The sequence below is a fragment of the Halomonas sp. DP8Y7-3 genome (genome assembly GCF_019801675.1).
GTDB classification, from domain to species: Bacteria; Pseudomonadota; Gammaproteobacteria; order Pseudomonadales; family Halomonadaceae; genus Halomonas; species Halomonas litopenaei_A.
On record NZ_JAHVIO010000019.1, the window covers coordinates 115,914 to 137,774 of the forward strand.

Consider the following 21,861-nt stretch of genomic DNA (forward strand, 5'->3'; position numbering starts at 1 on the left):
ATAGAGGCGTCAGGTGTGGAGTGAATGGTGGCGCGTCAGATCTACGCACCACGCTCGACAACCGCCTTTGTCATGGCGGACAGTGACCGCTTCTGCCGCCCGTGCTGATCAAAGTTGTCAGCTGCCAGCCACTCACGATAGAGCGGCTCCAGCAGGCGCCATTCGTGATCCAGCAGAGAAAACCAGGCGGTGTCGCGATTGCGGCCTGCCACTATCCGGTGCTGGCGAAAGATGCCTTCAAAGGTGAAGCCAAGCCGCTCGGCGGCACGCCGCGAGGGCGCGTTCAACGCATCGCACTTCCATTCAAGGCGGCGATACCCCAGCGCAAAGGCATGAGCGGCCATCAGTATCAGGGCTTCACTGGCCATGCGCGTGCGCGACAGAGCGCGCGAGAAGCTGATATGTCCCAGCTCGATGGTGCCATGCTCAGGTTCCAGATTGAGCCAGGACGCGGTACCCAGCGCCTGGCCTGTGTGATGGTCGACGATGGCCACAAACACGGGGTCCGACTGCTTGGCCCGTTGCTCTGCCCAGCGGTAGCAGCCAGCTGCGTCATGGAAGGGACGCCCGCCCAGGTAGGTCCAGCGCCCGACACCATCGTCTGGATCGCTCGGATCGTTGCCTTTCCAGGCCTCCCACAGCGAGCGCGCGTGACGCTGGCCATCGAGTCGCTCGACCCGGCATTGCTGACCTTGCAACGCCTCGCCAGAGGGGATTGGACAAGGCCCATTCCAGCCCTTCACCTCGGCACCCACTGGTTGACCGAAGGCACTTTTACCTTCCCTGCTACCGTCCATCGGCATAGTTCACTCCTTTCTCTCTTTGCTGCCCGAGGGTAGCTGCCTGAGGGTCGCTGCCCGAGGGTCGCTAGCTATGCCATCAAGCGCCGGACGAGGGGGCCAAGGTCAGGGTGTAGCCAAAGAAGGCATCGTTGCGTTGCCAGCCGAGCGCTTCATAAAGCCGCTGGGCAGTGTGGTTGTGGGTCTGCGTCAGCAGGGTCAATTGGCCAACACCGTGTTCCTCGGCCAATCTGACGGCTGCCTTCATCAACGACCTTCCCACCCCCTTGCCACGCCCTTGCGGGGCCACGAAGAGATCGGCAAGCGTCCAGCGTGGACCTAACCGAACCGATGACAGGGTGGGATACAGTTGGACAAAGCCCGTGAGCCCCCCGTCGGCCTCCCACACCAGAATGCGCGAGTCCGCCAAGGCCAGCCGCGTGGTCAGGAAGTCACGAGCGGCAGCGGGATCACTTGGCTGGTCGTAGAACACGCGATAGCTGTCGAACAACACAGACAAGCGATCAAGATCCGCCGTTGTGGCGGGACGAATCATCGACATGTGACTTCCTCCAGAGGTGACAGACCCTGAGTGTGAGAGCATAGTGGTTCTACTTGAAGCACCAGTTACGAATAAATTGAGGGAACCAGTGAGCCACTCATCGTCCCATGCCTCGTGGGTTATCGAGGCCCTGGCACTGACGTTTGCCACAGATGCGGAGGGTACGCTTTCTCATCGGCTGTATATGGCACTGCGCAACTGGATCGTCCAGGGAGACCTCCCCCAAGGCTGCGCCTTGCCATCGTCGCGCCGACTGGCTTCAACTCTGGGGATGGGACGCAACACCGTTCTGGCCGCGGTGGAGCGGCTCAGCGCCGAGGGTTTTGTGGTGTCTCGACCGGGAGCGGGCCTTTACGTGGCGCGTCTCGACCTGCACGACGCCTGGCCACGAGACGTCGATGTTGCCGCCTCCCTCCCCACCTCAGAACCGACGGCCACCCCCTATTCCAACCGCGGTCAACAGCTGCTGGCCAGCTGCGGTGCCATGGACGGACAGCGCCGGGCCTTTACCCCCGGGATGCCGGCCATCGACCAGTTTCCTCGAGAGCTGTGGCAACGCTTGCTCAAGCGACACCAGCACCGTGCCGATGACGATGTCTTTGGCTACGCCACAGGAGGTGGCCACGGGCCGCTACGGGAGGCGTTGTGCGACTACTTGCGGCTGTCACGCTCGGTGCGCTGCCACCCACATCAGATCCTGATCACCCAGGGCGCTCAGCAAGCGTTCGAGCTAGTGACACGGCTGTTGGCAGACCCAGGCGACCGGGCCTGGGTTGAAGACCCCGGCTACGCGGGGGCAAAGGCGTGCTTCGCCTCATCGGGACTCGAGCTGACGCCCATCCCGGTGGACGATGAGGGCCTAAAGACTGACGCGGCGGACAGCGCCAAACCCCCTCGCCTGATCTATGCAACACCGTCCCATCAGTACCCCAGCGGTGCGACCATGAGCATGGCCCGGCGACTGGCGCTGCTCGAGTGCGCCCGACGCCATGGCGCCTACATCATCGAAGATGACTATGACAGCGAGTTTCGCTACACCACTCCTCCGCTGGCATCACTGCAGGGGCTCGCCGGAGGAGACCCGGTCATCTATGTAGGAACCTTCAGCAAGGTGCTCTACCCAGGTCTGCGGCTTGGCTATCTGGTCCTGCCGGAGCCGCTGTTCGATGACTTTCGACGGGCCAACGCGAGACTGCACCGGGAAGGACAATATGTGGCCCAGGCGGCGCTGGCCGACTTTATCAAGGAGGGGCACTTCTCTCGCCATGTTGCCCGCATGCGGCGCTGCTACCGTGAACGCCAGGCCTGCCTGCGACAGGCCTTGGCCCCCGCCGTGGCGTCAGGCCTGTCACTGTCATCGGGGCAATCGGGCATGCACCTGGTGGCCCATCTCGATTCGGTGGCTCAGGAGCAACAGCTGATACGTCGTGCACATGAGGCAGGCATTACGTTATCCGCACTGTCCGATCACTATCTCTGTGCATCACCCAGGGCGGGGCTGGTACTTGGCTACGCGGGATCTACACCGGTACAGCTAGAGCAGGCCGGGAGCTGGCTGGCAACAGCCTGGCTAGCGCAGCGCGGGGGGTAAGCCAGCAACCACGGGCTCCGCCGCTCCCTAGCCAACAACGAAAAAGGGCACCCCTTAGGGGTGCCCAACAACGTCAATCGACCAATACGCACTACCGGGATGTCTTCTGCCCTTCAATCGCCCGGAGTGGTATGGGCCGTCTTGACCGCCATCCGCTTTCTGAGGATGGGACCCACGATGTACGGCAGGATCAGGCCAATACCGGCGAACAGCCACAGACCGATGGCCAGACCGCTGTCCCACAGGATCGTCCAGTCACCGTCAGAGATATCCATGGCATGACGCAGGTTCTTCTCCATTTCAGGACCCAGCAGCAAGCCCAGGATGACCGGTACCAAAGGTATCTCGAGCTTGCGCAGGACATAGCCACCGACCCCAAAGGCCACCATGAAGTACAGATCGAAGGTGGTGTTGGAAATCGAGTAGATCCCCACGAAGGCCACCATGGTCACGATCGGCAGCAGGTACATCGGCGGCACCGATAGCAGCTTCACGAAGATGCCCACCAGCGGGATGTTCAGCACCAGCAGCAGGAAGTTACCGATCAGCAGCGCGGCGATAACGCCCCAGACGATATCGGCGTTCTGGGTGAACATCAGCGGACCAGGGGTGATGTTCAGGGAAATCAGCAGCGCCAGCAGTACCGCAGTGGTGCCGCTTCCCGGCACACCGAGAGTCAACATCGGCACCAGGGCGCCGCTGGAAGCCCCGTTGTTACCGGCTTCAGGGCCTGCCACACCGCGCGGGTCGCCCTCACCGAAGTAGCCCTTCTTGCCCACCACCTTCTTCTCGAGGGTGTAGCCGATAAAGCTGCCCAACGAGGCACCGGCACCTGGCAGCACGCCAGCGATGAAGCCCAGGATGCCACCGCGAATGCTCGAGGGCATGATGCCCTTGATGTCTGCCCAGCTCAGCTTGAGCTTATTGACCTTGATAAGCTTCTGACCTTTACCGACACGGTCCTCGATAAAGAACAGCAGTTCCGAGATGGCAAACAGGCCAACGATGGCGATGATGAAGTCGACGCCCTCGAACAGCTCCAGGGTGCCGAAGGTGTAGCGCTGAACACCGGTGTTATCGATACCGATCGTCGCAATCATCAGACCGATACAGGCTGCCACGACGGTCTTCATCGGGTTCTTGCCAGTGATGCCGCCCAGGGTCGCAAAGGCCAGCAGGAACAGGGCGAAGTACTCCGCAGGTCCGAAGGTCAGAGCGAAGTCGGCCAGCACCGGTGCCAGCAGGATCAGTCCCACGGTGGCGATCAGGCTGCCCATGAAGGACGCCACCGCAGAAATCGCCAGAGCCTCGGCCGCCTTGCCCTTCTGCGCCATGGGATAGCCATCGAGGCAGGTCATCATGGCCGGTTCGTCACCGGGAATATTCAACAGGATCGATGAAATACGCCCGCCATACATAGCCCCGGCGTATACCGCGGTCAGCATGATCAGGGCCGTTTCCGGCTTCAAGCCAAGGGTGAACGCCAGCGGAATCAGGATCGCCACGCCATTGGCCGGACCAAGTCCAGGCAGGGCCCCGATCAGGGTACCGAGAAAGGCACCCAGCAGAGCAAACATCAGGTTATGAGGCGCGAGAGCGACCCCAAAACCATCGATCAGGTAGCCAAGGGTTTCCATCAGCCCACCTCCAGGAAGGACAGCACGCCCAGAGGCAGGGGCAGGTCCAGCGCAAAATTAAAGATCAGATACACCGCGACACCGGAGATACCACCCACCAGGTATGCCTTGCCGGGACGCGCGCCCATGCGCCAGCACAAGGTACCGACCGCCAGTAACGTCGACAGGATAAAGCCCAACGGCTGCAGCAGGCCGGCGTAAAGTACCAGCACAACCAGTGCGATGATCAGCTCGACACCCGTACGACTCCACGGCCAGGCATTGTCCGGGTCAGGGCGCACCACCATATAAAGGCTGGAAAGACCCAGCACTACCGCCAGCAGGTAGGGAAAGGTCTCGGGGCCGACCGCTTCGGCCCCACCAAACGGCTCGGGAAACTGGGAAGCGCCCCAGCCGTACGCGACGGCCAGGACGATCATCAAGACCCCGAAGATGCGGTCGTTGAACATGCTCATTGCTGAATCAGCCCGATGTCTTTGGAGAGCTGGTTGATGTCGGCGATCTGATCCTTGACGAAGGTTTCAAATTCCGCCGCGCTCATGTGGAAAGGCATCAGGCCGTTGCTTTCCATCACGTCCTTCCACTCCTGGCTCTGGTAAATGGTGTCCATGGCATCGACCCAATACTGCTTGGCGTCGTCGGAGATATCAGCCGGCATGTAGAAGCCACGCCAGTTGGGGCCCACCGCGTCGATGCCCTGCTCCTTGGCGGTCGGGATATCGCTGAACTCCCCCGGCAGCCGCTCATCGGACAGCACCGCCACGACGCGCAGGTCACCGGACTCCATAAAGCCCTGGGCTTCGGTAATGTCACCGGTGAAGGCGTCGACGTGGCCACCGACGACCTGAGTCATGGCTTCGCCACCGTTGTTGTAGGACAGGTACGGAATGCGCGGCAGGCTCTCGACGCCAGCTGCCTGTGCCGCGATCAACACCTTGAGGTGATCCCAGCCACCCTTGGCGCTACCGCCTGCAAACTTGACCGAGCGGGGATCTTCCTTCAGCGCTTCCATGATGGCGTTGAGGTCCTGGTACTCGCTATCAGCACTCACCGCGATAACGCCGTAGTCGGCACCCAGCGCACCGACCCAGTTGACCATGTCAGCGGTCATGCCCGGGAACTGGCCCTGGGCCAGACGCGTCGTCGTCGCGGTCGATGCCGCCACCAGCAGCTGCTCATCCCCTGCGCGCTTGCTCACGGTGTGGGCGTAAGCCACACCGCCGCCAGCGCCCGCCATGTTGACGGTCTGGACGCCACGGGGCACCAGATCCAGCTCCTCCAGCACCGTACCGACGCTGCGGCAGGTGAAGTCCCAGCCACCACCCGGATCCGCCGGCGCCAGACACTCCACCTTGCCCTCTGGCTCAAAGGCGGCAGCAGAACCGGCGGCGCCGGTGATGGCAGCAATGGCAATCCATTTGACTGGCGTGTTCGTGGACATGAGATAGCCCTCTGTTGTTGTCGGGTGAGCGATGTCACCGCTGATGACATCTGGTCACGGTTGACGCCGGGATGACGTCTGAAAAAGGTCCTTGTTGGGAGCTGACGCCTAGCTTACAATTCTGTAAGGCAGAATGCCGTTCCCTTGGGTGGAAAGCTAAGCCCGTGCCGTTCCGCGGTCAACGCGCAAAGGCACAATTCCGACCAAAGTTGAATGCAAGACGCATCGCGTTATTGCCACAAAAGGAATGTCCCAGCCATGGCACAGGATCGCGTTGAAGCCGTCGAAAGAGCCCTATCGGTGCTGAACGTCTTCGATACACCCCAGGAGAGTTTCAGCCTGGCAGAGCTCGCCGAGGCGACGGGCTATTACAAGAGCACCCTGCTGCGACTGCTGGCATCTCTTGAGCGTTTCGACTACACACAACGTGGCAGCGATGGTCGTTGGCGGATCGGCAGTGCGCCGGTGCGACTAGCCCGCAGACATGCCCCCAGCCGTGAGCTCGCTGCTCAGGTACAACCTTGGCTTGACGAGCTATCCCTCGAGCTTGGCGAAACCGCCAGCTTGCTCGAGATGATCGATGGCATCGTCCAATGCCGATTGGCGGCGCGGCCCGACCACAGCCTGCGTCACGATCTATTGCCAGGCCATCAATGGCCTGCGCCATCCCCCGGCGACCCGTGCGCGGAGATGCCAGGGGGAATCATGGTCTGCCGTCCTCTCGAGCTGGCGGACCAGCCAGCCATGTGGCTGGCCGTATCCGGCCCCAACGGGCGAGTGAATGAAGATCAGGCCACACTCAGGCTGGATCAGGCGGTCAAGGCACTGACCGCGGGACATGATCATGACGGGAGACACTGATGACGCTGCTGCTGGTGGAAGACGACAGATTGCTGGCTGAGACATTGGTCGATGCACTGGGCATCGGCGGCCAAGACGTCCACCACCTGGACAACGGTGATACGGCCTACACCCTGCTGAAACGACAGCATGACTACGAATTGATCCTGCTTGACCTCAACCTGCCCGGGCGCGGAGGACTCGACGTACTCGAAGCCCTGAGGGCACATGATACCGTCACGCCTGTGCTGATACTCACGGCTCGCGGGGCCGTCGAAGACCGAGTTCGCGGGCTGGATCTTGGCGCGGACGACTACCTTGCCAAGCCTTTCTCGCTGGAAGAGCTGGAGGCCAGAGTGCGCGCGCTGCTGCGACGCAGAGCGCCATCTGGGCTGATGACCGTGGGAGAACTCGGTTTTGACAGCCTGGCGCAGCGTTTCACCCTGGGCGACGAGGCGCTCGCCCTGCCCCCGCGCGAGCAGCGACTGCTGGGCTGTCTGATGCGCCATGCAGGCCAGCCGGTGGACAAGGCGACCCTGGTCCATGAAGCCTTTGGCGATGAGGAGCTGGGCGACAACGCCGTCGAGGTGTACGTGCATCGTCTACGCAAGCGACTTCACGGCCACCAGGTGACGCTGCGTACCGTGCGAGGACTGGGCTATCTGCTGGAAGCCTCATGAGAGGCGATTCCCTGCACAGCCGACTGCTGACCTGGCTGCTGTTGCCCATGTTGCTGGTGGGTACCGTGGTGCTCTGGCGCGCCTGGCTCGATGCGCGCCAGACGGCAGACCGTGCCTTCGACAGACTGCTGGATGCCGCGACCCTCGCCATCGCCGAGCAAGCCCAGTGGCAGGAAGACCGACTGTGGCTCGACCTGCCACCAGCGGCTCTCGAGATGCTGGCCACTCAACATGATGAGCGGGTGTTCTACCGTCTGGTGGACGCCCGCGGTGATCACGTCACCGGCAACGCTGACCTGCCCGGCATCGATCTCAGCGGTCGTCGTGCCAGCGACATGGGCTACGCCAACATCAGCTGGAATGGTATGCCAATGCGTCTGGGCGTGCGGCGCTCGCGCCTGGAGGATTGGCGCCTGAGAGAACCCTATGAAATCCGGGTCGCCCACACCCTGGAGGGTCGTGACGCACTCAGCCAGGAGCTCTTCCGCCAAAGTCTGGCCTACCTGCTGGCGGTGGCAGTGCTGTCCGTCGCCGCCCTGATCGTTGCCATACGCCTTGCGCTGGAACCGCTGACCAAGCTTCGACGCCAGATCAGAAGCCGAGACCCGCGCACGCTGGCCCCCCTGGAGCTTGCGTTGCCACGGGAGCTGGCCGAGTTGAGGGACACGGTCAACGAACTGCTGGCTCGCATGCGCCGCGTCAAGGCCAATCAGGAGCGGTTCATCGGCGATGCCTCCCACCAACTGCGCACCCCTCTTGCAGGTCTTTCTGCCCGCGCCGAGCTGGCCTTGCGTCAGACTGATCCGCAGGCCTGGCGGACTGCCTTGAGCGCCATGCATGCCACCAGCCAAGGCGCATCGCGACTCGCCATGCAGCTGCTGTCGCTGACCCGCCTGGACAACCCTGAGTACCAGCCCCAACTGACGCCCACAGGACTGGTGCAGGTAGCCCGCGAGGCCGTGATGACCCACTGGCAACGCTGCCAGCGCAGCGGCGTGGACCTGGGCCTTGATGCCCCTGAAGGGGAGGTCACGGTGCTCGCCCTGGACTGGCAGCTAGGCGAGGCGCTGGCCAACCTTATCGACAACGCCTGCCGCTATGGCGCTCGCCACGTCACGATCGTCGTTACCGATACACCCCCCACCCTGTCGGTAGTGGACGACGGCCCCGGCATCCCCAGCGAACGGCGGCTGCTGGCGCTGCGCCCTTTCCATCGCGGCCAGCAATCCGGCGAAGGCTCAGGCCTTGGCCTGGCGATTGTGGACGGTATTGCCAGGACCCATGGAGCCAGGCTAACCCTGACCGATGGCGGCACTGCACCTTCTCCCGGCCTTAGCGTGAGCATGGAATTCCAGGCCACGGTAACGCCGGACGACCCACCGGTGACGACAAGGCATTCGCTATCATGACGCTGTCCCGCTACGCCTCATCCTCCTGGCGCTGGCGCCGTCTGGGCGCCGTGCTGCTGCTTGGCCTTGCGGGGGTCGTCAGTTCGGCGATGGCGCAACAGGACGAGACTCCCCAGCAGCCCCTGCCCCCTCATGAGCAGGCGCATTTTTCAGCAAAGACGGATGAAGGCGTGCCCCTGATCATTCACGCGGCACTCGACATTCCGTACGCCATGCCGCTGCTCGAGGACTTCCACCAGCGTCACCCGCAGTACGACATTACCTACCGCAACTTCTCCACCCTGGACGTGCATCAGCGTTTTCTCGATGCGCCCGCAGAGGCCGACGTGGTGATTTCCTCCGCGATGCCCTGGCAATACCTGCTGGTCAACGCGGGTCACGCGCAAAGCATCGAAACCCCCACGACGCGACGCTGGCCCAGCGACGCCAAATGGCGCCACGAACTCTTCGCCTTCACGTTCGAGCCCATCGTCATGGTTGTCAGTCGGGCCCTTGAAGAGCGCGTTGGCCCAATCAACAGTCATGCCGACCTGCTCAGCCTGCTGGTGGAACAGTCCGACGCCCTGCAAGGGCGAGTCGTTACCTACAGCCCCGTCAGCGCGGGTGCCGGCTATACCTACGCCATTGAGGAGTCACGCCTGTCACCCCGCTATTGGGATCTGGTCGCGGCACTTGGGCGTGCCGACACCCAGCTGGTGGACACCACCAGCAGCATGCTGGATGGCCTGGCCGACGGGCGCTTTGACATCGGCTACAACGTGCTCGGCAGCTACGCCAGAGAAAGCGTCGCCGCTAGCCCGTCGCTGCGCATGGTGATCCCCGACGATTACGCGTTGGTGATCCGGCGACTGGCCTTTGTCCCTCGCCAGGCCCCCCACCCCTCAGCGGCACGGCGTTTCATCGATTACCTGTTGGGCAGCCACGGACAACGCGTGATCGCTGAGGCCAACGAGCTGGGGGCGTTGCACCCGGAGCTCGATGGCCCAGGCACCGCCAATGCATTGCGCCGCGCACAGCCGGAAGGCCTGCGTCCTACGCCGCTCAGCCCCGGCCTGCTGGCCACGCTGGATGACCTCAAGCGTCGAGCCTTGCTAAGCCGCTGGCAGAGAGAATTCCACGACCAGATCGCCGGCAAGCCAGTCCACGGTCGCTAGACTGGCGTCACCAGCACAAACGCAAGAAGGCCCGCCCGTTGAACACATATCCAACAGGCGGGCCTTCTCATTTGACGACTTAGCGACTTCAACGACGTGCCGGCGCTTGTGACCCCTGGGAGATGCTGTGGCGTTGCTGGCCAAAGCGCCCTGTTACCACTCAGGGAAGGTAGGTCAAAAGGACCGGCGCGGTACCGCGTTTCAACATGCCAAGCTGGCGTGCTGCCTGCTTGGAGAGATCTATCACACGTCCCTTGACGAAGGGGCCGCGATCATTGATCTCCACTTCCACACTCTGTCCCGTATCCCGTCGAGTCACCAATACCTTGGTACCAAAAGGCAGGCTTCGATGGGCCGCGGTAAGAGCTTGCTGGTCGAAGGTGTCGCCACTGGCCGTGCGACGTCCCTGGAACCGATCACTGTAGAACGACGCTTGGCCACGCTGGGAGGCGACATCGCCGTCATCCCTGGCCATCGCCGGGTCACTGGTCAGTGACGTTATCGACAGCAGGATAGCGGCCGCCCAGGCGGCCTGGGTCGATCGCGCAAAGCGTCGACGTTTACGCAAATGGGAGAACATCATCTTGACCTCAGCTAGCCCGCGATGCGCGGGGTTCGTTGCCTGGTGCGACATCTCCAGCAAAGGCGCGCGCTCAATCCGAGCGTTCCCGGGGCGACGGATGCTTGCCATGCATCCACCCACTACTCCCCGCTTGCGCATTATCGAACCAGGCTAATTGTTTGTGCAGCGACACAACGCTACCAACAATAATCAAGGTGGGCGGACGAATAATATCCCGATCATTCAATGTCGGCAAATCACCCAGACAGGTCAGATGGACGCGCTGACGTTGGGTAGTGCCCTGCTCTACCAGCGCTACCGGCGTGTCAGACGCCAGTCCTGCTGCCCCAAGCCCATGGCTGATATGCTCAAGACTGCCCAGTCCCATGTAGAACACCAGCGTCTGCCCGGGGCTGGCGAGGGCCCGCCAATCCAGCTCGCAGCCGCCCTCCTTGAGATGCCCGGTGATAAACCGCACCGACTGAGCATGGTCACGATGGGTCAGCGGGATGCCTGCGTAGGCGCTGCATCCGGAGGCCGCCGTGATGCCGGGCACCACTTCCACCGTCACCCCAGCCTCCACCAGCGTTTCAAGCTCCTCACCGCCTCGCCCGAAGATAAAGGGATCGCCCCCCTTCAGCCTGACCACGCGCTTGCCCTCACGGGCCCACTTGACCAGCGCCAGATTGATGTCTTCCTGGGGCAGACTGTGATCCGAGCGCGCTTTGCCGACGTAGTAGCGCTCAGCCGTCTCCGGCACCAGCTCGAGGATCTCCGGACTCACCAGACGATCATGCAAGACGACCTCGGCCTCGCCGATCCGCCGCCATGCTCGCAGCGTCAATAATTCGGGATCGCCGGGCCCAGCCCCTACCAGACTGACGCTGCCTGCCGGGAACGGGCTTCGATTCGGCAAGGGATTGTGACTCATGGGATGCGACTCCAACGTCAGGACATACGGACGGCGACAAGGCGCCATTATGCCATAATGGAATCAATCATCCAGTTCTTATTCCCTTACCCCCTTTAAAACGAAAGACGCCGCGACGACTGACACGTCACGGCGTCTTGTGCTCATGCCGCAAATGGCTGCGACGTGTGAGCGTTGATCTAGTCGCTGGCCTGCATGCTGCGACGCAGTCGCGGGCTCGCCCACTCTCCAGCCAGGGTCAGGACCAGCAGAATCAGTACCAGCCACAGCCAGTGGGCACCGAAGTCCACGGCCACCAGACCTAGCGCATCCACAAAGATCACCAGGATGGCCAGCGGGCTCACGTAACGCACCATGAACAGCCACAGCGCGTAGATGCCGGCCGGCAGATTCAACTCGTCCTTCACCGCCTGACTCTTGAGTACGAAGCCAGCCAGCAGCGCCATGCCAAGACCACCCAGCGGCATCATCAGTCGCGATGTCAGGTAGTCAAGCCAGTCAAAGAAGTGCTTGCCTGCCAGCGTCCAGTCGGCGCCAACGTTGAAAGAGAGCATCGCCAAGGTACTGATCACCCATAGCACAATGCCGGTCCCCCAGGCGGCAGCCTTACGGCTGACCCCCTTGTTATCGGCAAGCCATGACACGGTTGCCTCGACCATGGAGATGGACGATGTCAGGGCGGCCATGGACAGCATGATGAAGAACAGGATGCCGAAGAGCGTGCCGAGTGGCATCGCCTGAAAGGCCAGCGGCAGGCTCATGAAGATCAGCCCCGGACCGCTGTTGGGCTCCATGCCATTGGCGAAGATGACGGGAAAGATCGCCAGGCCAGCCATCAACGCCACCAGCGTGTCGGCAATCGCCACCGTCAGGGTGGTGCGGCCGATGGAGGCGCGACGCGGCAGGTAGCTGCCATAGGTCAGAATGGCACCGGAGGCCAGGGACAGGGTGAAAAAGGCATGGCCCATGGCCGCCAGCATGCCCTCGCTGGACAGACTGGAGGCATTGAAGGCAAACAGGAAATTGACGGCCTGACCGAAACCTCCGGAGAACATGCCGTAAATGATCATGACCAGCAGCATGACCACCATCCCCGGCATCATCCAACCCACGCTTCTTTCGATGCCTTGCTGAACGCCCTTGCCCACAATCACCATCGTGGCGACCGTCACCAACGTACTCCAGGCGCCAAGAGTGAAAGGATTGGCGTTATTGGCACCAAAAATCGCCGCCATATCGTCGACGCTGGACCCGGCCAGGCCACCGGAGACCATCTTCCACAAATAGGCAAAGGACCAGCCCGCGACGACCACGTAAAACGACAGGATCATGAAGCCACAGAGCATCGCCATCCAACCCAGCAACGACCAGCCAGAGCTGCGGCCCGACTCGGTGACAACGCGCCGAATGGCATCGATGGGACTACCTCGACCACGACGACCGAGCGCAATCTCGGTCATCATGATGGGCACGCCGACGCACAAGATGCAGGCCAGGTAGACCAGTACAAAGGCCCCTCCGCCATACTCTCCGGTCATGTAGGGGAACTTCCAGATATTGCCCAGACCGACGGCAGAGCCGGTAGCGGCCAGAACGAAGCCCCAGCGGCCAAGCCACTGAGTACGAGAGGGTTCGTTGGTTGTCATGAATCACCAGAGATCGCTTGCGCACTATTGTTTGCCCACCATGGCGGTGGCGTCCTCCACGTCAGCCTGTGGCCGAATCAGGGTGGAGGCCAGCGCGCCATTGTGACGGATTTTGTCGCGCTTGGGCAGGCCCGTCATCGTCGCGGCTGGCTGCCAACGCAGTCTATCCCGGTTGACGCCACACCAGCCTCGACGATAACGCTCCTGCCTTGTGCTCAATCGGCGTCGAGCACACCTCGGCGGATCTGGTCTTCCTCGATGGATTCAAACAGCGCCTTGAAGTTGCCCTCACCGAAGCCGTCGTTGCCCTTGCGCTGAATGATCTCGAAGAAAATCGGGCCAATCACTGTCTCGGTGAATATCTGCAACAGCACGCCCTGATCAGGCCCGCCATCGATCAACAGGCTCAGTTCGCGCAGGTCCTCTACCTGCTCTTCGTGATTGGGCACGCGCACATCGACCTTTTCGTAGTAAGTATCCGGCGTGGAGAGGAAGCGAATACCGTTGGCCCTGAGGGCTCGCACCGTGGCGTAGATATCGTCTGTCGTCATCGCCAGGTGTTGAATGCCCTCACCCTTGTACTCGCGAATGAACTCGGCGATCTGTGAGTTATCGTCGGCTGATTCATTGATCGGAATGTGCATCTTGCCGCAGGGCGCTGTCATGGCCCGGGAATGCAATCCGGTCTTCTTGCCCTCGATATCGAAGTATCGATTCTCCCGAAAGTTGGCGATCCGGGTATAGAAATCTGCCCACGGATCCATCTGCCCCCGCTCCACATTGTGAGTCAGATGGTCGAGGTAGCGCAGACCGACGCTATTGTCGTTGGCTGAGCGCCCCTCGATGGCGTCGAAGTCAATGTCGTAGATGGTTCTATTGTGCTCATCGGTTCGCTCGTCGACAAAGTAGAGCAGCGAACCTCCGATTCCCTCCACGGCAGGAATACCCACTTCCCCTGGCCCCACCGGGACATCGACGGGACGCGCGCCTTGTTCCACCGCGTAATCCAGCGCCTGTCGAGCATCAGCGACCTTCCATGCCATGGCGCAGGCACCGGGCCCATGCTGCTGGGCGAAGCGCGCCGCATGGCTGTCAGGTTCCGCGTTCAGTACAAAATTGACGCCCTCTTGCTGGAACAGACTGACGCCTTTGCTGCGGTGGCGCCGGGTCTCCGTGAATCCCATCGCCTCGAACAGCTCACGCAAGGCCGCTATTCCTTCCGCGTCGGGAGCACTGTACTCAACGAACTCGAAACCATGGGTGCCGATAGGGTTATGTATGTCGATGGGAGCTACTGCGGTCATGTGTGCCTCCGATAGTGTCATGGTGGTGTCCGTAAGAGCCGAACCCATGCATCTATCCTAGGCGCCCCCTCCTCCGAGCCACATGCCTCCGAGCGGCGGGCTGCCAGCTGTGTGGCTGCCCAGGCTCCCCTGAAGAGCCGCGGGGTGTAGCGCTGGCCTGACAGCCCTCGACCTTGCACAGGCCCTGCGTAACGCTAGCGTGACAGGCCGTCATGAAACGCTGACAGTTGACGACCTGGCACTGGGCTTTGTCCGAAAAGTCGACGAGCGAAGGTGAGACAAGGCAAAAATCGGTGAGAAAGCGCAGTTTACGAGGTGTAAATGAGCATTTTGAGCCGATTTTTAACGCCGTATCACCAAGGGCAGGCACTTTTCGTACAAGCCCTAGGCGGGATGCAGGGTGAGGATCTGCCACGCCACCAACAGCATCACCGCCGCGATAGCGCCATCGACCCATTGCCAGGCGCGTGGACTGGTCAACCGAGGCGCCAGCGCACGGGCCAGTGCTACCAATCCGAAAAACCAGGTGAACGATGCCATGGTCGCCCCCATGTAGAAGCCCAACGGGCTGTCCTGCAGTGAGCCGATGGCTCCCAGCATCACCAGGGTGTCGAGATACACCTGGGGATTCAGCAGCGTCACTGCCAAGGTGGCCACAATCACACTGCCTAACGTGGTGCTGGCGTCCCTGCTGGCTTCCAGCCCTCGCGGATGCATGACGCGCTTGAAGGCCAGCCACGCCTGCCAGACCAGGAACCCTGCACCTCCAATACGCGCCAGCCACATCGCTCCCTCGCTTTGGGCAATCAGTGCGCCGAGCCCGAGAACCCCCAGACCGATCAATAGCGCATCGCACAGGGCGCAGATGCCAGCAACCCACCAGATGTGCTGGCGCCGAAGCCCCTTGGCCAGGACAAAGGCGTTCTGCGCGCCAATCGCGATGATCAAGCCTGCGCCAGTTACCACGCCTTGCAACACTGACAACCACATGCCGAAAACTCCTTTATCAAGGGCAACACCGCTGATCACATCCATCGCCACGTCAAGCAAGGCGGGGCGCGACAAGGCCGGCATGCCGGGCAACGAAAGCCATAACAGGTCCGGGTGCAAGCCACCCAGGTAGACAAGAGTAAGGAGTGCGCTAGAATTAGAGAAACAACTTATCCGACTGCCTCATTAGAAATTCTAATGAGGCAGCGTCACTTCCAGGGCGACCCATGCTCGATTACAAGTTATTGAATGCCCTCGCCGCGGTACTCGAGCATCAGGGTTTTGAACGCGCCGCCCGAGCGCTGGGACTGACACAGTCCGCCGTGTCACAGCGCGTCAAGCTATTGGAAGCACGCCTGGGACAGCCCGTACTGATCCGCGGCACGCTCCCTACCCCCACCGGGCTGGGCCGGCGACTGCTCAACCACGTCCAGCAGGTTCGCCTACTTGAGGCCGAGCTTATCGAGGAGGCCCCCTCACTGACCGTCGGCTATCGACAGCTGCGCATCGCCATCAACGCCGATAGCCTGGCGACCTGGTGGCCCCAGGCGGTGGGCGACTATCTCAAGCATCAGGCCATCACCCTCGATTTGGTCATTGAAGACCAGGACGTGGGGCTTGAGCGCATGCGCAAGGGGGAAGTCGCCGCCTGTCTATGCGCCAGCGACACCCCTGTACAAGGAGCACGCGTCATTTCACTCGGTGCCATGCGCTACCGAGCGCTGGCGAGTCCCGACTTTCTTGCGCGCCATTGTCCTCAAGGCGCTACCGCAGAGGCGTTGCAGCACTGCCCGGCCATCATCTTTGGCCCCAACGATCAGCTTCAGCACCGTTTTCTGGATGCCCAGGGCGTCACCGGGCCCTTCCCTCACCATCGCTGTGCCAGCGTCGAGGGATTCATAGGACTGGCCAAGGCGGGTCTGGGCTTTGGTCTGGTGCCGGACATTCAAGCCCGGCGAGAGCTGGCCGAGGGAACGCTGGTCGACGTGGTCGACGGCTGGTATCTCGATGTGCCGCTGTTCTGGCATTTCTGGCGCCACGGTGGCGATCCACTTGAACGCCTGGGACATCAATTGGCACAGGCTGCAGCCCATCACCTCATTCCTCTTACCTAAGCCTTAGGAAGGACGGAGCACGAGAACGTGCCTAGTGACTACTGCAACAGCACAGCCGACATGGCGCTGGCGAGCCTTTTTAGAGCGCGCGTCATCGGCGCAAGAAGTTCCTGTAACACAATGTATTACATACACATTTGTCACAGGCGCCCGCAGCATCCAGATACTGCATACCTGTAAAAGCAGAAAAACGTCGTTTTTTCTTAGCCCTTAAGGCTGATATACCCCTTTCGGCTAGCCCTTAAGATGGTGAGTTAAGCCCGATACCTCGGGTTGATCACTCTTCCTGCGGCCAAGGACTGCCTGACCATGGATGACTGCGCTAACACTTCCGCGACCAAGACGCATGCCGATGCGCAGCGTCTTGCTTGCCTACAGCGCGTACCCGGCGTGCTCTTCACTCTTCAACGTGACGCCAGGGGTCGTCTGCAGCTTCCTGCCTTGACCGGCGACGACCCGATGACCCGACGGCTCGCTCCCCTGACCACTGCAAATGACGTGCGCCAGCGGCTCGGCGACCTGCTGGGAGAAGCCTACGGGGAATTCATCCGCGCCATCGAGCATTCCGCCCATTGGCTGTCTCCCGTGTCCACTCGGCTGCGCCTGCCCGTGGGCGAACTCAACCCCCACTGGTATTCCCTGGAGGCCCTGCCGGAGCGCTGTGACGACAGCATTCTGTGGCATGGGCTGCTCATCGACATCGAAGATCAGGTCGCGGAAGAGCAGCGCCTGCGCTACCTCTCTGGTACCGATGAGCTGACAGGACTGGCCAATCGTCGCTCGCTAGTCAGCCAACTGGACAAGGCAGCGTCCATGTCCAACCGCCACGGCGTGCCGCTATCCCTGCTGTTCGTCGACCTGGACCATTTCGCCCTGATCAATGACACCTGGGGGCGAGGGCTTGGCGATCGCGTGCTCTGCCAGATCGCCGCGCTGGCCTCCAGCCAGCTGCGCCAGGAGGACTATCTGGCACGCATGGGCAGCGATGAATTCGCCCTGCTGCTGCCCATGACCCCCGCCGGCCGGGGGCGCGAGCTGGCGGAGCGCCTGCGCGAGAACATCTCACGCCATGACTTCGGTATCGGCCGGCACAAGGTAACGGTCAGCGTAGGGGTCAGTGACTATCAGCGAGGAGTCACCGGCGCGCAACTGATGCAGCAGGTGCACGCCAATCTGGTAGAGGCGAAACAGCAGGGGCGAAACCGGGTCATCCAGCGCTGGAGCCCACAGCGTAGCGATTAACCCTCGGCCCTTTCTGTACGCTAGCGAGTGTCACCCAGCGTGTTCCCACGGTGTCACCGCTGTGGGCCGGCTGCCAACCTGTACTTCATCCCCGGCCCACAACACGGTAGCCTGTCACCCTGCGAATACCGCCGCGTCACCCCTCCCTGTCCGCTGGGTGACAAGGCCACATATTAGAGACTACCCATATTGCCTTCTGCCTCTCCCCGCATCGATGACACCTTGGCATCGGTCTTTGGATATCGTGAGTTTCGTCCCGGCCAGCGCGAGACGATCAACGCCCTTATCGCGGGTCGCAGCGCTGCCGCCATTTTCCCTACCGGCTCCGGCAAGTCACTGTGCTATCAGTTACCCGCCCTGCACCTTCCTCATCTGACGCTGGTCGTGTCGCCGCTACTGGCGCTGATGCAAGACCAGCTCGCGTCCTTGCAACAGCGCGGTATCGCTGCCGCCAGCATCGACTCCAGTCAATCGCCAGAGCAAACGCAGCAGGTCATGTCGGCGGCTCGATCGGGCCACCTGCGTGTGCTGATGGTATCGGTCGAGCGTTTGAAGAATGAGCGCTTTCGCCACTTCTTGCAGGACGTACGGGTATCGTTACTGGTCATTGATGAAGCGCACTGCCTGTCGGAATGGGGACACAACTTCAGACCCGACTACCAGAAGCTGCCGCACTACCGTCATGAATTCGGCATCCCTCAGGTGCTGCTGCTGACCGCTACCGCCACGCCCAAGGTGATTGACGACATGCGGGCCGCGTTTTCCATTGCCCGTGAAGACGTGATCACCACGGGCTTTTATCGCGCGAACCTCGACCTCACCATCGCTCCCGTGCCCGCCGATGAACGGCCCCGATATCTTGCCCGCTGGCTGATCGCCCAGCGCGAACAGGCCCATGGGGAACATGGCAGCACCGTCATCTATGTCACGCTACAGCAAAGTGCACAGCGGCTCGCTGCCTATCTCAAGGCCGCCGGCCTGGAAGCGGCGGCCTACCACGCGGGCCTGGACGCAGACACCCGTGCCCAGCTTCAAGCGGCGTTCATGTCAGGCCAGTTACCGATCATCGTTGCCACGATTGCCTTCGGTATGGGCATCGACAAGTCAGACATTCGCTGCGTCGTGCACTTCGACCTGCCCAAATCCATTGAAAACTACAGTCAGGAAATTGGTCGAGCAGGCCGCGACGGTGCCCGCGCCGAGTGCCTGATGCTCGCCGGGCGAGAGAGCCTCCCTGTGCTCGAGAACTTCGTCCATGGCGATGTACCACCCCGGGCAGGCATCCAGGCGGTACTGGATGATCTGGCGGCGGCGCCGGGTGCCTGGGAGCTATCGCTCAATGCATTATCGCGGCAGACGGATATTCGCGAACTGCCGCTGAAGACGCTATTGGTCAAGCTAGAGCTGATGGGCATCATCCGCGCCAGCCACAGCTATTTTGCCGAGTACCGTTTTCGCCTCGAGATTGAGCAGGAAGCGCTTCACGCTCGCTTCCCTGGAGAAAGAGGGGCTTTCCTGTCCGCCATCATCGAGGCGTCCGACAAGGGGCGCAGCTGGTATCGCCTGGACTTTGAACGCCTGTACCAGCTTGGCCAGGCGCGAGGCCTGGATACCTCCCGGGCGAGAGTGCTGAAGGCACTGGACTATCTCGACCAGCAACAGTGGATTCGTCTCGAGAGCAAGCAGATCACTGAGGTGTATAGCGTCCTGTCCGACGTGGACTCCCAGCATCTGGCCAGCGAACTCCATCAGCAGTTCGTTGCCCGTGCCGACATGGAGCTTCAGCGCCTGGAGGCCATGCTGGCGCTGTTCGAATCCACCACCTGCATCAGCGCCGGTCTTGCGGACTGGTTCGGAGATAGCGACGCGCCACGGGCGTGCGGACATTGCTCGGCCTGCCGCGGAGAGCGGGCGAGCCTGAGCGCCGTCTCGACGACGCTGCCTGCCGATGAGCAAACCTTGCATGGCTGGTTGACGGAGCTCAGTGACGCGCTGAGCGCAACGAAACCGCCCAGAAAGCTGGACGCTGACCTGGCCACACGTTTTCTGTGTGGCATCGTCAGTCCTGCGCTAAGCCAGGCAAAGGCGCGTAAACTCGCCGGCTTTGCAAGTCACGAACAGGTTCACTACCCCCAGGTGCGTGCCGCCGTGATCCAGGTCATCGGATCCTGACACGCCCTGCTCAGGTGCCCCCCAGCCCGTAACGCTTCAGCTTGTTGGCAATGGTGGTGTGGGAGACGCCCAGCCGTCGTGCTAACTGCCGGCTGGAGGGATGCAGCGGATACAGCGCGGCCAGCACCCGACGCTCCACGTCGGCCAGAATATCGTCGAGGGTGCCGTCCAGCTCGATGCCGGCCAGATCGCCAGAGGCCGGCCCCTCAGGCAAGCGCAGGTGCTCCGGCTCGATGCGACCGCTTTCACACAGCGATACCGCCTGGAACAGCACGTTTTCCAACTGCCGCACATTGCCCGGCCATTCATAGCCGGCCATTCGCGCGACAGCGGCGCTGGACAGCTCGGGCAACGGGCAGCCAATCTGCCGGGCAGCGCGGTCGACGAAATGCTCTGCCAGTGCCTGAATCCCGTCCAGGCAGTCTCGCAATGGCGGAACGTTCAAGGACAGCACGTTCAGGCGATGGTAGAGATCCTGGCGAAACAGCCCCTGATCGCATAGCGACAGCAGGTCCTGCTGAGTGGCGCACACCACCCGCACATCAAGGTAGGTCTCTTCGTCAGCGCCGACTCGACGGAAGCCGCCGTCCTGCAAGAACCGCAGCAGCTTGGCCTGAAGGCGCGGACTCATCTCTCCCACTTCATCGAGGAAGATGGTACCGCCCGAGGTCAACTCCAGCAGGCCCAACTTGCCCTCTGGCCTGGCGCCATCGAAGGCCCCCGGTGCATAGCCAAACAGCTCCGTCTCGGCCATGGACTCCGGCAGGCCTGCGCAGTTCAAGGCCATGAAGGGTGCCTGCCCACGGGGGCTGGCCAGATGACACGCCCGCGCCAGTAACTCCTTGCCGGTGCCTGTTTCACCGAAGATCAGCAGCGGGGCATCCAGCGGCGCCATTCGCCGAGCCTCATGAATCAGCGACGCAAGCCGGGGACTTGCGGTGAACATTGCCTCGAAACCACGCATTTCCTGGCGCTGTATCTGGTAGATCCGCTCGCCAATGCGATCAGCGCTATGCAGTGTCACCACCGCCCCCGCCAATGACTCGACATCGTCATGATGCTCACGGTGCAGCGGAGCGATATCGGCAAGAAAGGTGGCGTTCTTCAGGCGGACTCTGAGTCCGTTGACCCTGGCATTGTTACGCCGAATCACATCGGGCAAGTCACAGTCCGGCAGATATCGATCCAGGGACAGACCTGGCACTTCATCTACCCGCACCCCCAGCAGCTGACTCGCCGCGCGGTTGGCCGCGACCAGATGCCCCTCCATGTCGATGGACATGACCGGGTCTGTCAGCGATGAAAGCAGCGCCTCGAGCTCCAGCTGGTGACGCTCACTCGGCATCAGGCTGACCTTGCGCACGCCAAAGACGCCAGACACGTCTTCCAGACGAGGCTTCAACGTCACCCATTGCGCGTTAAGCAGCAATGGCACGTGGAGATAGATGGCATTGCCGCGCTCGCCACCCACTTCGCCACGCGCCACGTTGGCGCCGTAGTCAGCAAGAAGGGACACGATGTCACGCAGGATACCGATGCGGTTCTGGCAATGTACTCTCAGGCGCATGCTGACTTAGCGCTCCTTATCGATAGGCAGAAGATCCACGGGCAGAAATTTGCTGTCACGGCGTCCGACCTCCATTGTCACGTTTTCCTTACAGCTTATCGAAGTCATTGCACACGGGACCTGCCTCTTTGGTCGAGCTATGGCCATGGGCTAGTGCCCTTGCGGCCCTGCTGTCACGTTTTTCTTACACTCGCCTCCCCTTCGTCACCAGATCGACCCGGTTTCTCTACCACAACCCC

Annotated in this window: 19 protein-coding genes; 8 read left to right on the forward strand and 11 right to left on the reverse strand. The window is 61.8% G+C overall.

Features of this window, described 5'->3' with window-relative positions; genetic code table 11:
* Positions 1-41 precede the first annotated feature (41 nt).
* The gene (locus tag KUV86_RS18135) at positions 42-803 is read right to left on the reverse strand and encodes a GNAT family N-acetyltransferase (protein WP_224907521.1); all 762 of its coding nucleotides are present in this window, start codon (positions 801-803) and stop codon (positions 42-44) included.
* A gap of 76 nt (positions 804-879) precedes the next feature.
* Complete coding sequence (locus tag KUV86_RS18140) at positions 880-1,341, reverse strand: GNAT family N-acetyltransferase (protein ID WP_206944679.1); 462 nt, start codon at positions 1,339-1,341, stop codon at positions 880-882.
* 88 nt (positions 1,342-1,429) lie between these two features.
* Here KUV86_RS18140 and KUV86_RS18145 point away from each other — a divergent pair, with 88 nt between their 5' ends.
* Positions 1,430-2,932 carry a PLP-dependent aminotransferase family protein gene (locus KUV86_RS18145; protein ID WP_222486036.1) on the forward strand — a complete coding sequence of 501 codons (1,503 nt, stop codon included), beginning with the start codon at positions 1,430-1,432 and terminating at the stop codon, positions 2,930-2,932.
* 113 nt (positions 2,933-3,045) lie between these two features.
* Here KUV86_RS18145 and KUV86_RS18150 read toward each other — a convergent pair whose 3' ends face one another.
* The 3 genes from KUV86_RS18150 to KUV86_RS18160 are packed head-to-tail and all read right to left on the reverse strand — an operon-like array spanning position 3,046 to position 6,010.
* On the reverse strand, positions 3,046-4,569 hold the full coding sequence (locus KUV86_RS18150) for a tripartite tricarboxylate transporter permease (RefSeq protein WP_206944684.1): 1,524 nt from the start codon (positions 4,567-4,569) through the stop codon (positions 3,046-3,048).
* Positions 4,569-5,024, reverse strand: coding sequence for a tripartite tricarboxylate transporter TctB family protein (locus tag KUV86_RS18155; RefSeq protein WP_206944686.1), 456 nt, complete (start codon positions 5,022-5,024; stop codon positions 4,569-4,571). The genes KUV86_RS18150 and KUV86_RS18155 overlap by 1 nt, the downstream gene beginning before the upstream one ends.
* Positions 5,021-6,010, reverse strand: coding sequence for a Bug family tripartite tricarboxylate transporter substrate binding protein (locus KUV86_RS18160; RefSeq protein ID WP_222486038.1), 990 nt, complete (start codon positions 6,008-6,010; stop codon positions 5,021-5,023). Before KUV86_RS18160 ends, KUV86_RS18155 begins: the two co-directional genes overlap by 4 nt.
* A gap of 258 nt (positions 6,011-6,268) precedes the next feature.
* On the opposite strand from KUV86_RS18160, the gene KUV86_RS18165 reads away from it, so the two are divergent.
* From KUV86_RS18165 to KUV86_RS18180, 4 genes are read left to right on the forward strand one after another with little or no spacing between them, the layout of a single operon-like run.
* Positions 6,269-6,871 (forward strand): helix-turn-helix domain-containing protein, encoded by a 603-nt coding sequence (locus tag KUV86_RS18165; RefSeq protein WP_222239189.1) that lies wholly within the window; start codon positions 6,269-6,271, stop codon positions 6,869-6,871.
* The gene (locus KUV86_RS18170; RefSeq protein ID WP_222239188.1) at positions 6,871-7,530 is read left to right on the forward strand and encodes a response regulator transcription factor; all 660 of its coding nucleotides are present in this window, start codon (positions 6,871-6,873) and stop codon (positions 7,528-7,530) included. The genes KUV86_RS18165 and KUV86_RS18170 overlap by 1 nt, the downstream gene beginning before the upstream one ends.
* Positions 7,527-8,939, forward strand: coding sequence for a sensor histidine kinase (locus KUV86_RS18175; protein WP_222486040.1), 1,413 nt, complete (start codon positions 7,527-7,529; stop codon positions 8,937-8,939). The genes KUV86_RS18170 and KUV86_RS18175 overlap by 4 nt, the downstream gene beginning before the upstream one ends.
* Entirely contained in the window at positions 8,936-10,093 is a 1,158-nt protein-coding gene (locus KUV86_RS18180) for an ABC transporter substrate-binding protein (protein ID WP_261397710.1), read from the forward strand. The genes KUV86_RS18175 and KUV86_RS18180 overlap by 4 nt, the downstream gene beginning before the upstream one ends.
* Before the next feature lie 160 nt (positions 10,094-10,253).
* Here KUV86_RS18180 and KUV86_RS18185 read toward each other — a convergent pair whose 3' ends face one another.
* From KUV86_RS18185 to KUV86_RS18205, 5 genes are all read right to left on the reverse strand, one after another.
* Positions 10,254-10,568, reverse strand: coding sequence for a septal ring lytic transglycosylase RlpA family protein (locus KUV86_RS18185; protein ID WP_224852091.1), 315 nt, complete (start codon positions 10,566-10,568; stop codon positions 10,254-10,256).
* Between the two features lie 178 nt (positions 10,569-10,746).
* Positions 10,747-11,586, reverse strand: a complete 840-nt coding sequence (gene cobA / locus KUV86_RS18190) for a uroporphyrinogen-III C-methyltransferase (RefSeq protein ID WP_206944694.1) — start codon at positions 11,584-11,586, stop codon at positions 10,747-10,749.
* Between the two features lie 179 nt (positions 11,587-11,765).
* The gene (locus KUV86_RS18195; RefSeq protein ID WP_222486042.1) at positions 11,766-13,232 is read right to left on the reverse strand and encodes a sodium-dependent transporter; all 1,467 of its coding nucleotides are present in this window, start codon (positions 13,230-13,232) and stop codon (positions 11,766-11,768) included.
* A gap of 215 nt (positions 13,233-13,447) precedes the next feature.
* Positions 13,448-14,536 (reverse strand): 4-hydroxyphenylpyruvate dioxygenase, encoded by a 1,089-nt coding sequence (hppD, locus tag KUV86_RS18200; RefSeq protein ID WP_222486044.1) that lies wholly within the window; start codon positions 14,534-14,536, stop codon positions 13,448-13,450.
* A gap of 384 nt (positions 14,537-14,920) precedes the next feature.
* Positions 14,921-15,526: a LysE/ArgO family amino acid transporter gene (locus KUV86_RS18205; protein WP_222486046.1), complete on the reverse strand. Its 606-nt coding sequence runs from the start codon at positions 15,524-15,526 to the stop codon at positions 14,921-14,923.
* A gap of 227 nt (positions 15,527-15,753) precedes the next feature.
* Here KUV86_RS18205 and KUV86_RS18210 point away from each other — a divergent pair, with 227 nt between their 5' ends.
* The 3 genes from KUV86_RS18210 to KUV86_RS18220 all read left to right on the forward strand — a co-directional run bounded on the left by KUV86_RS18210 (position 15,754) and on the right by KUV86_RS18220 (position 20,055).
* Entirely contained in the window at positions 15,754-16,641 is an 888-nt protein-coding gene (locus KUV86_RS18210) for a LysR family transcriptional regulator ArgP (protein ID WP_222486048.1), read from the forward strand.
* Between the two features lie 309 nt (positions 16,642-16,950).
* Positions 16,951-17,883 carry a GGDEF domain-containing protein gene (locus KUV86_RS18215; protein ID WP_222486050.1) on the forward strand — a complete coding sequence of 311 codons (933 nt, stop codon included), beginning with the start codon at positions 16,951-16,953 and terminating at the stop codon, positions 17,881-17,883.
* 189 nt (positions 17,884-18,072) lie between these two features.
* Entirely contained in the window at positions 18,073-20,055 is a 1,983-nt protein-coding gene (locus KUV86_RS18220; RefSeq protein WP_222486052.1) for an ATP-dependent DNA helicase RecQ, read from the forward strand.
* Between the two features lie 10 nt (positions 20,056-20,065).
* Here the strand turns inward: KUV86_RS18220 and KUV86_RS18225 are convergent, their stop codons facing one another.
* A complete protein-coding gene (locus KUV86_RS18225) occupies positions 20,066-21,622 on the reverse strand; it encodes a sigma-54-dependent transcriptional regulator (protein ID WP_222486054.1) in 1,557 nt (518 codons plus the stop codon).
* Positions 21,623-21,861: the final 239 nt, after the last annotated feature.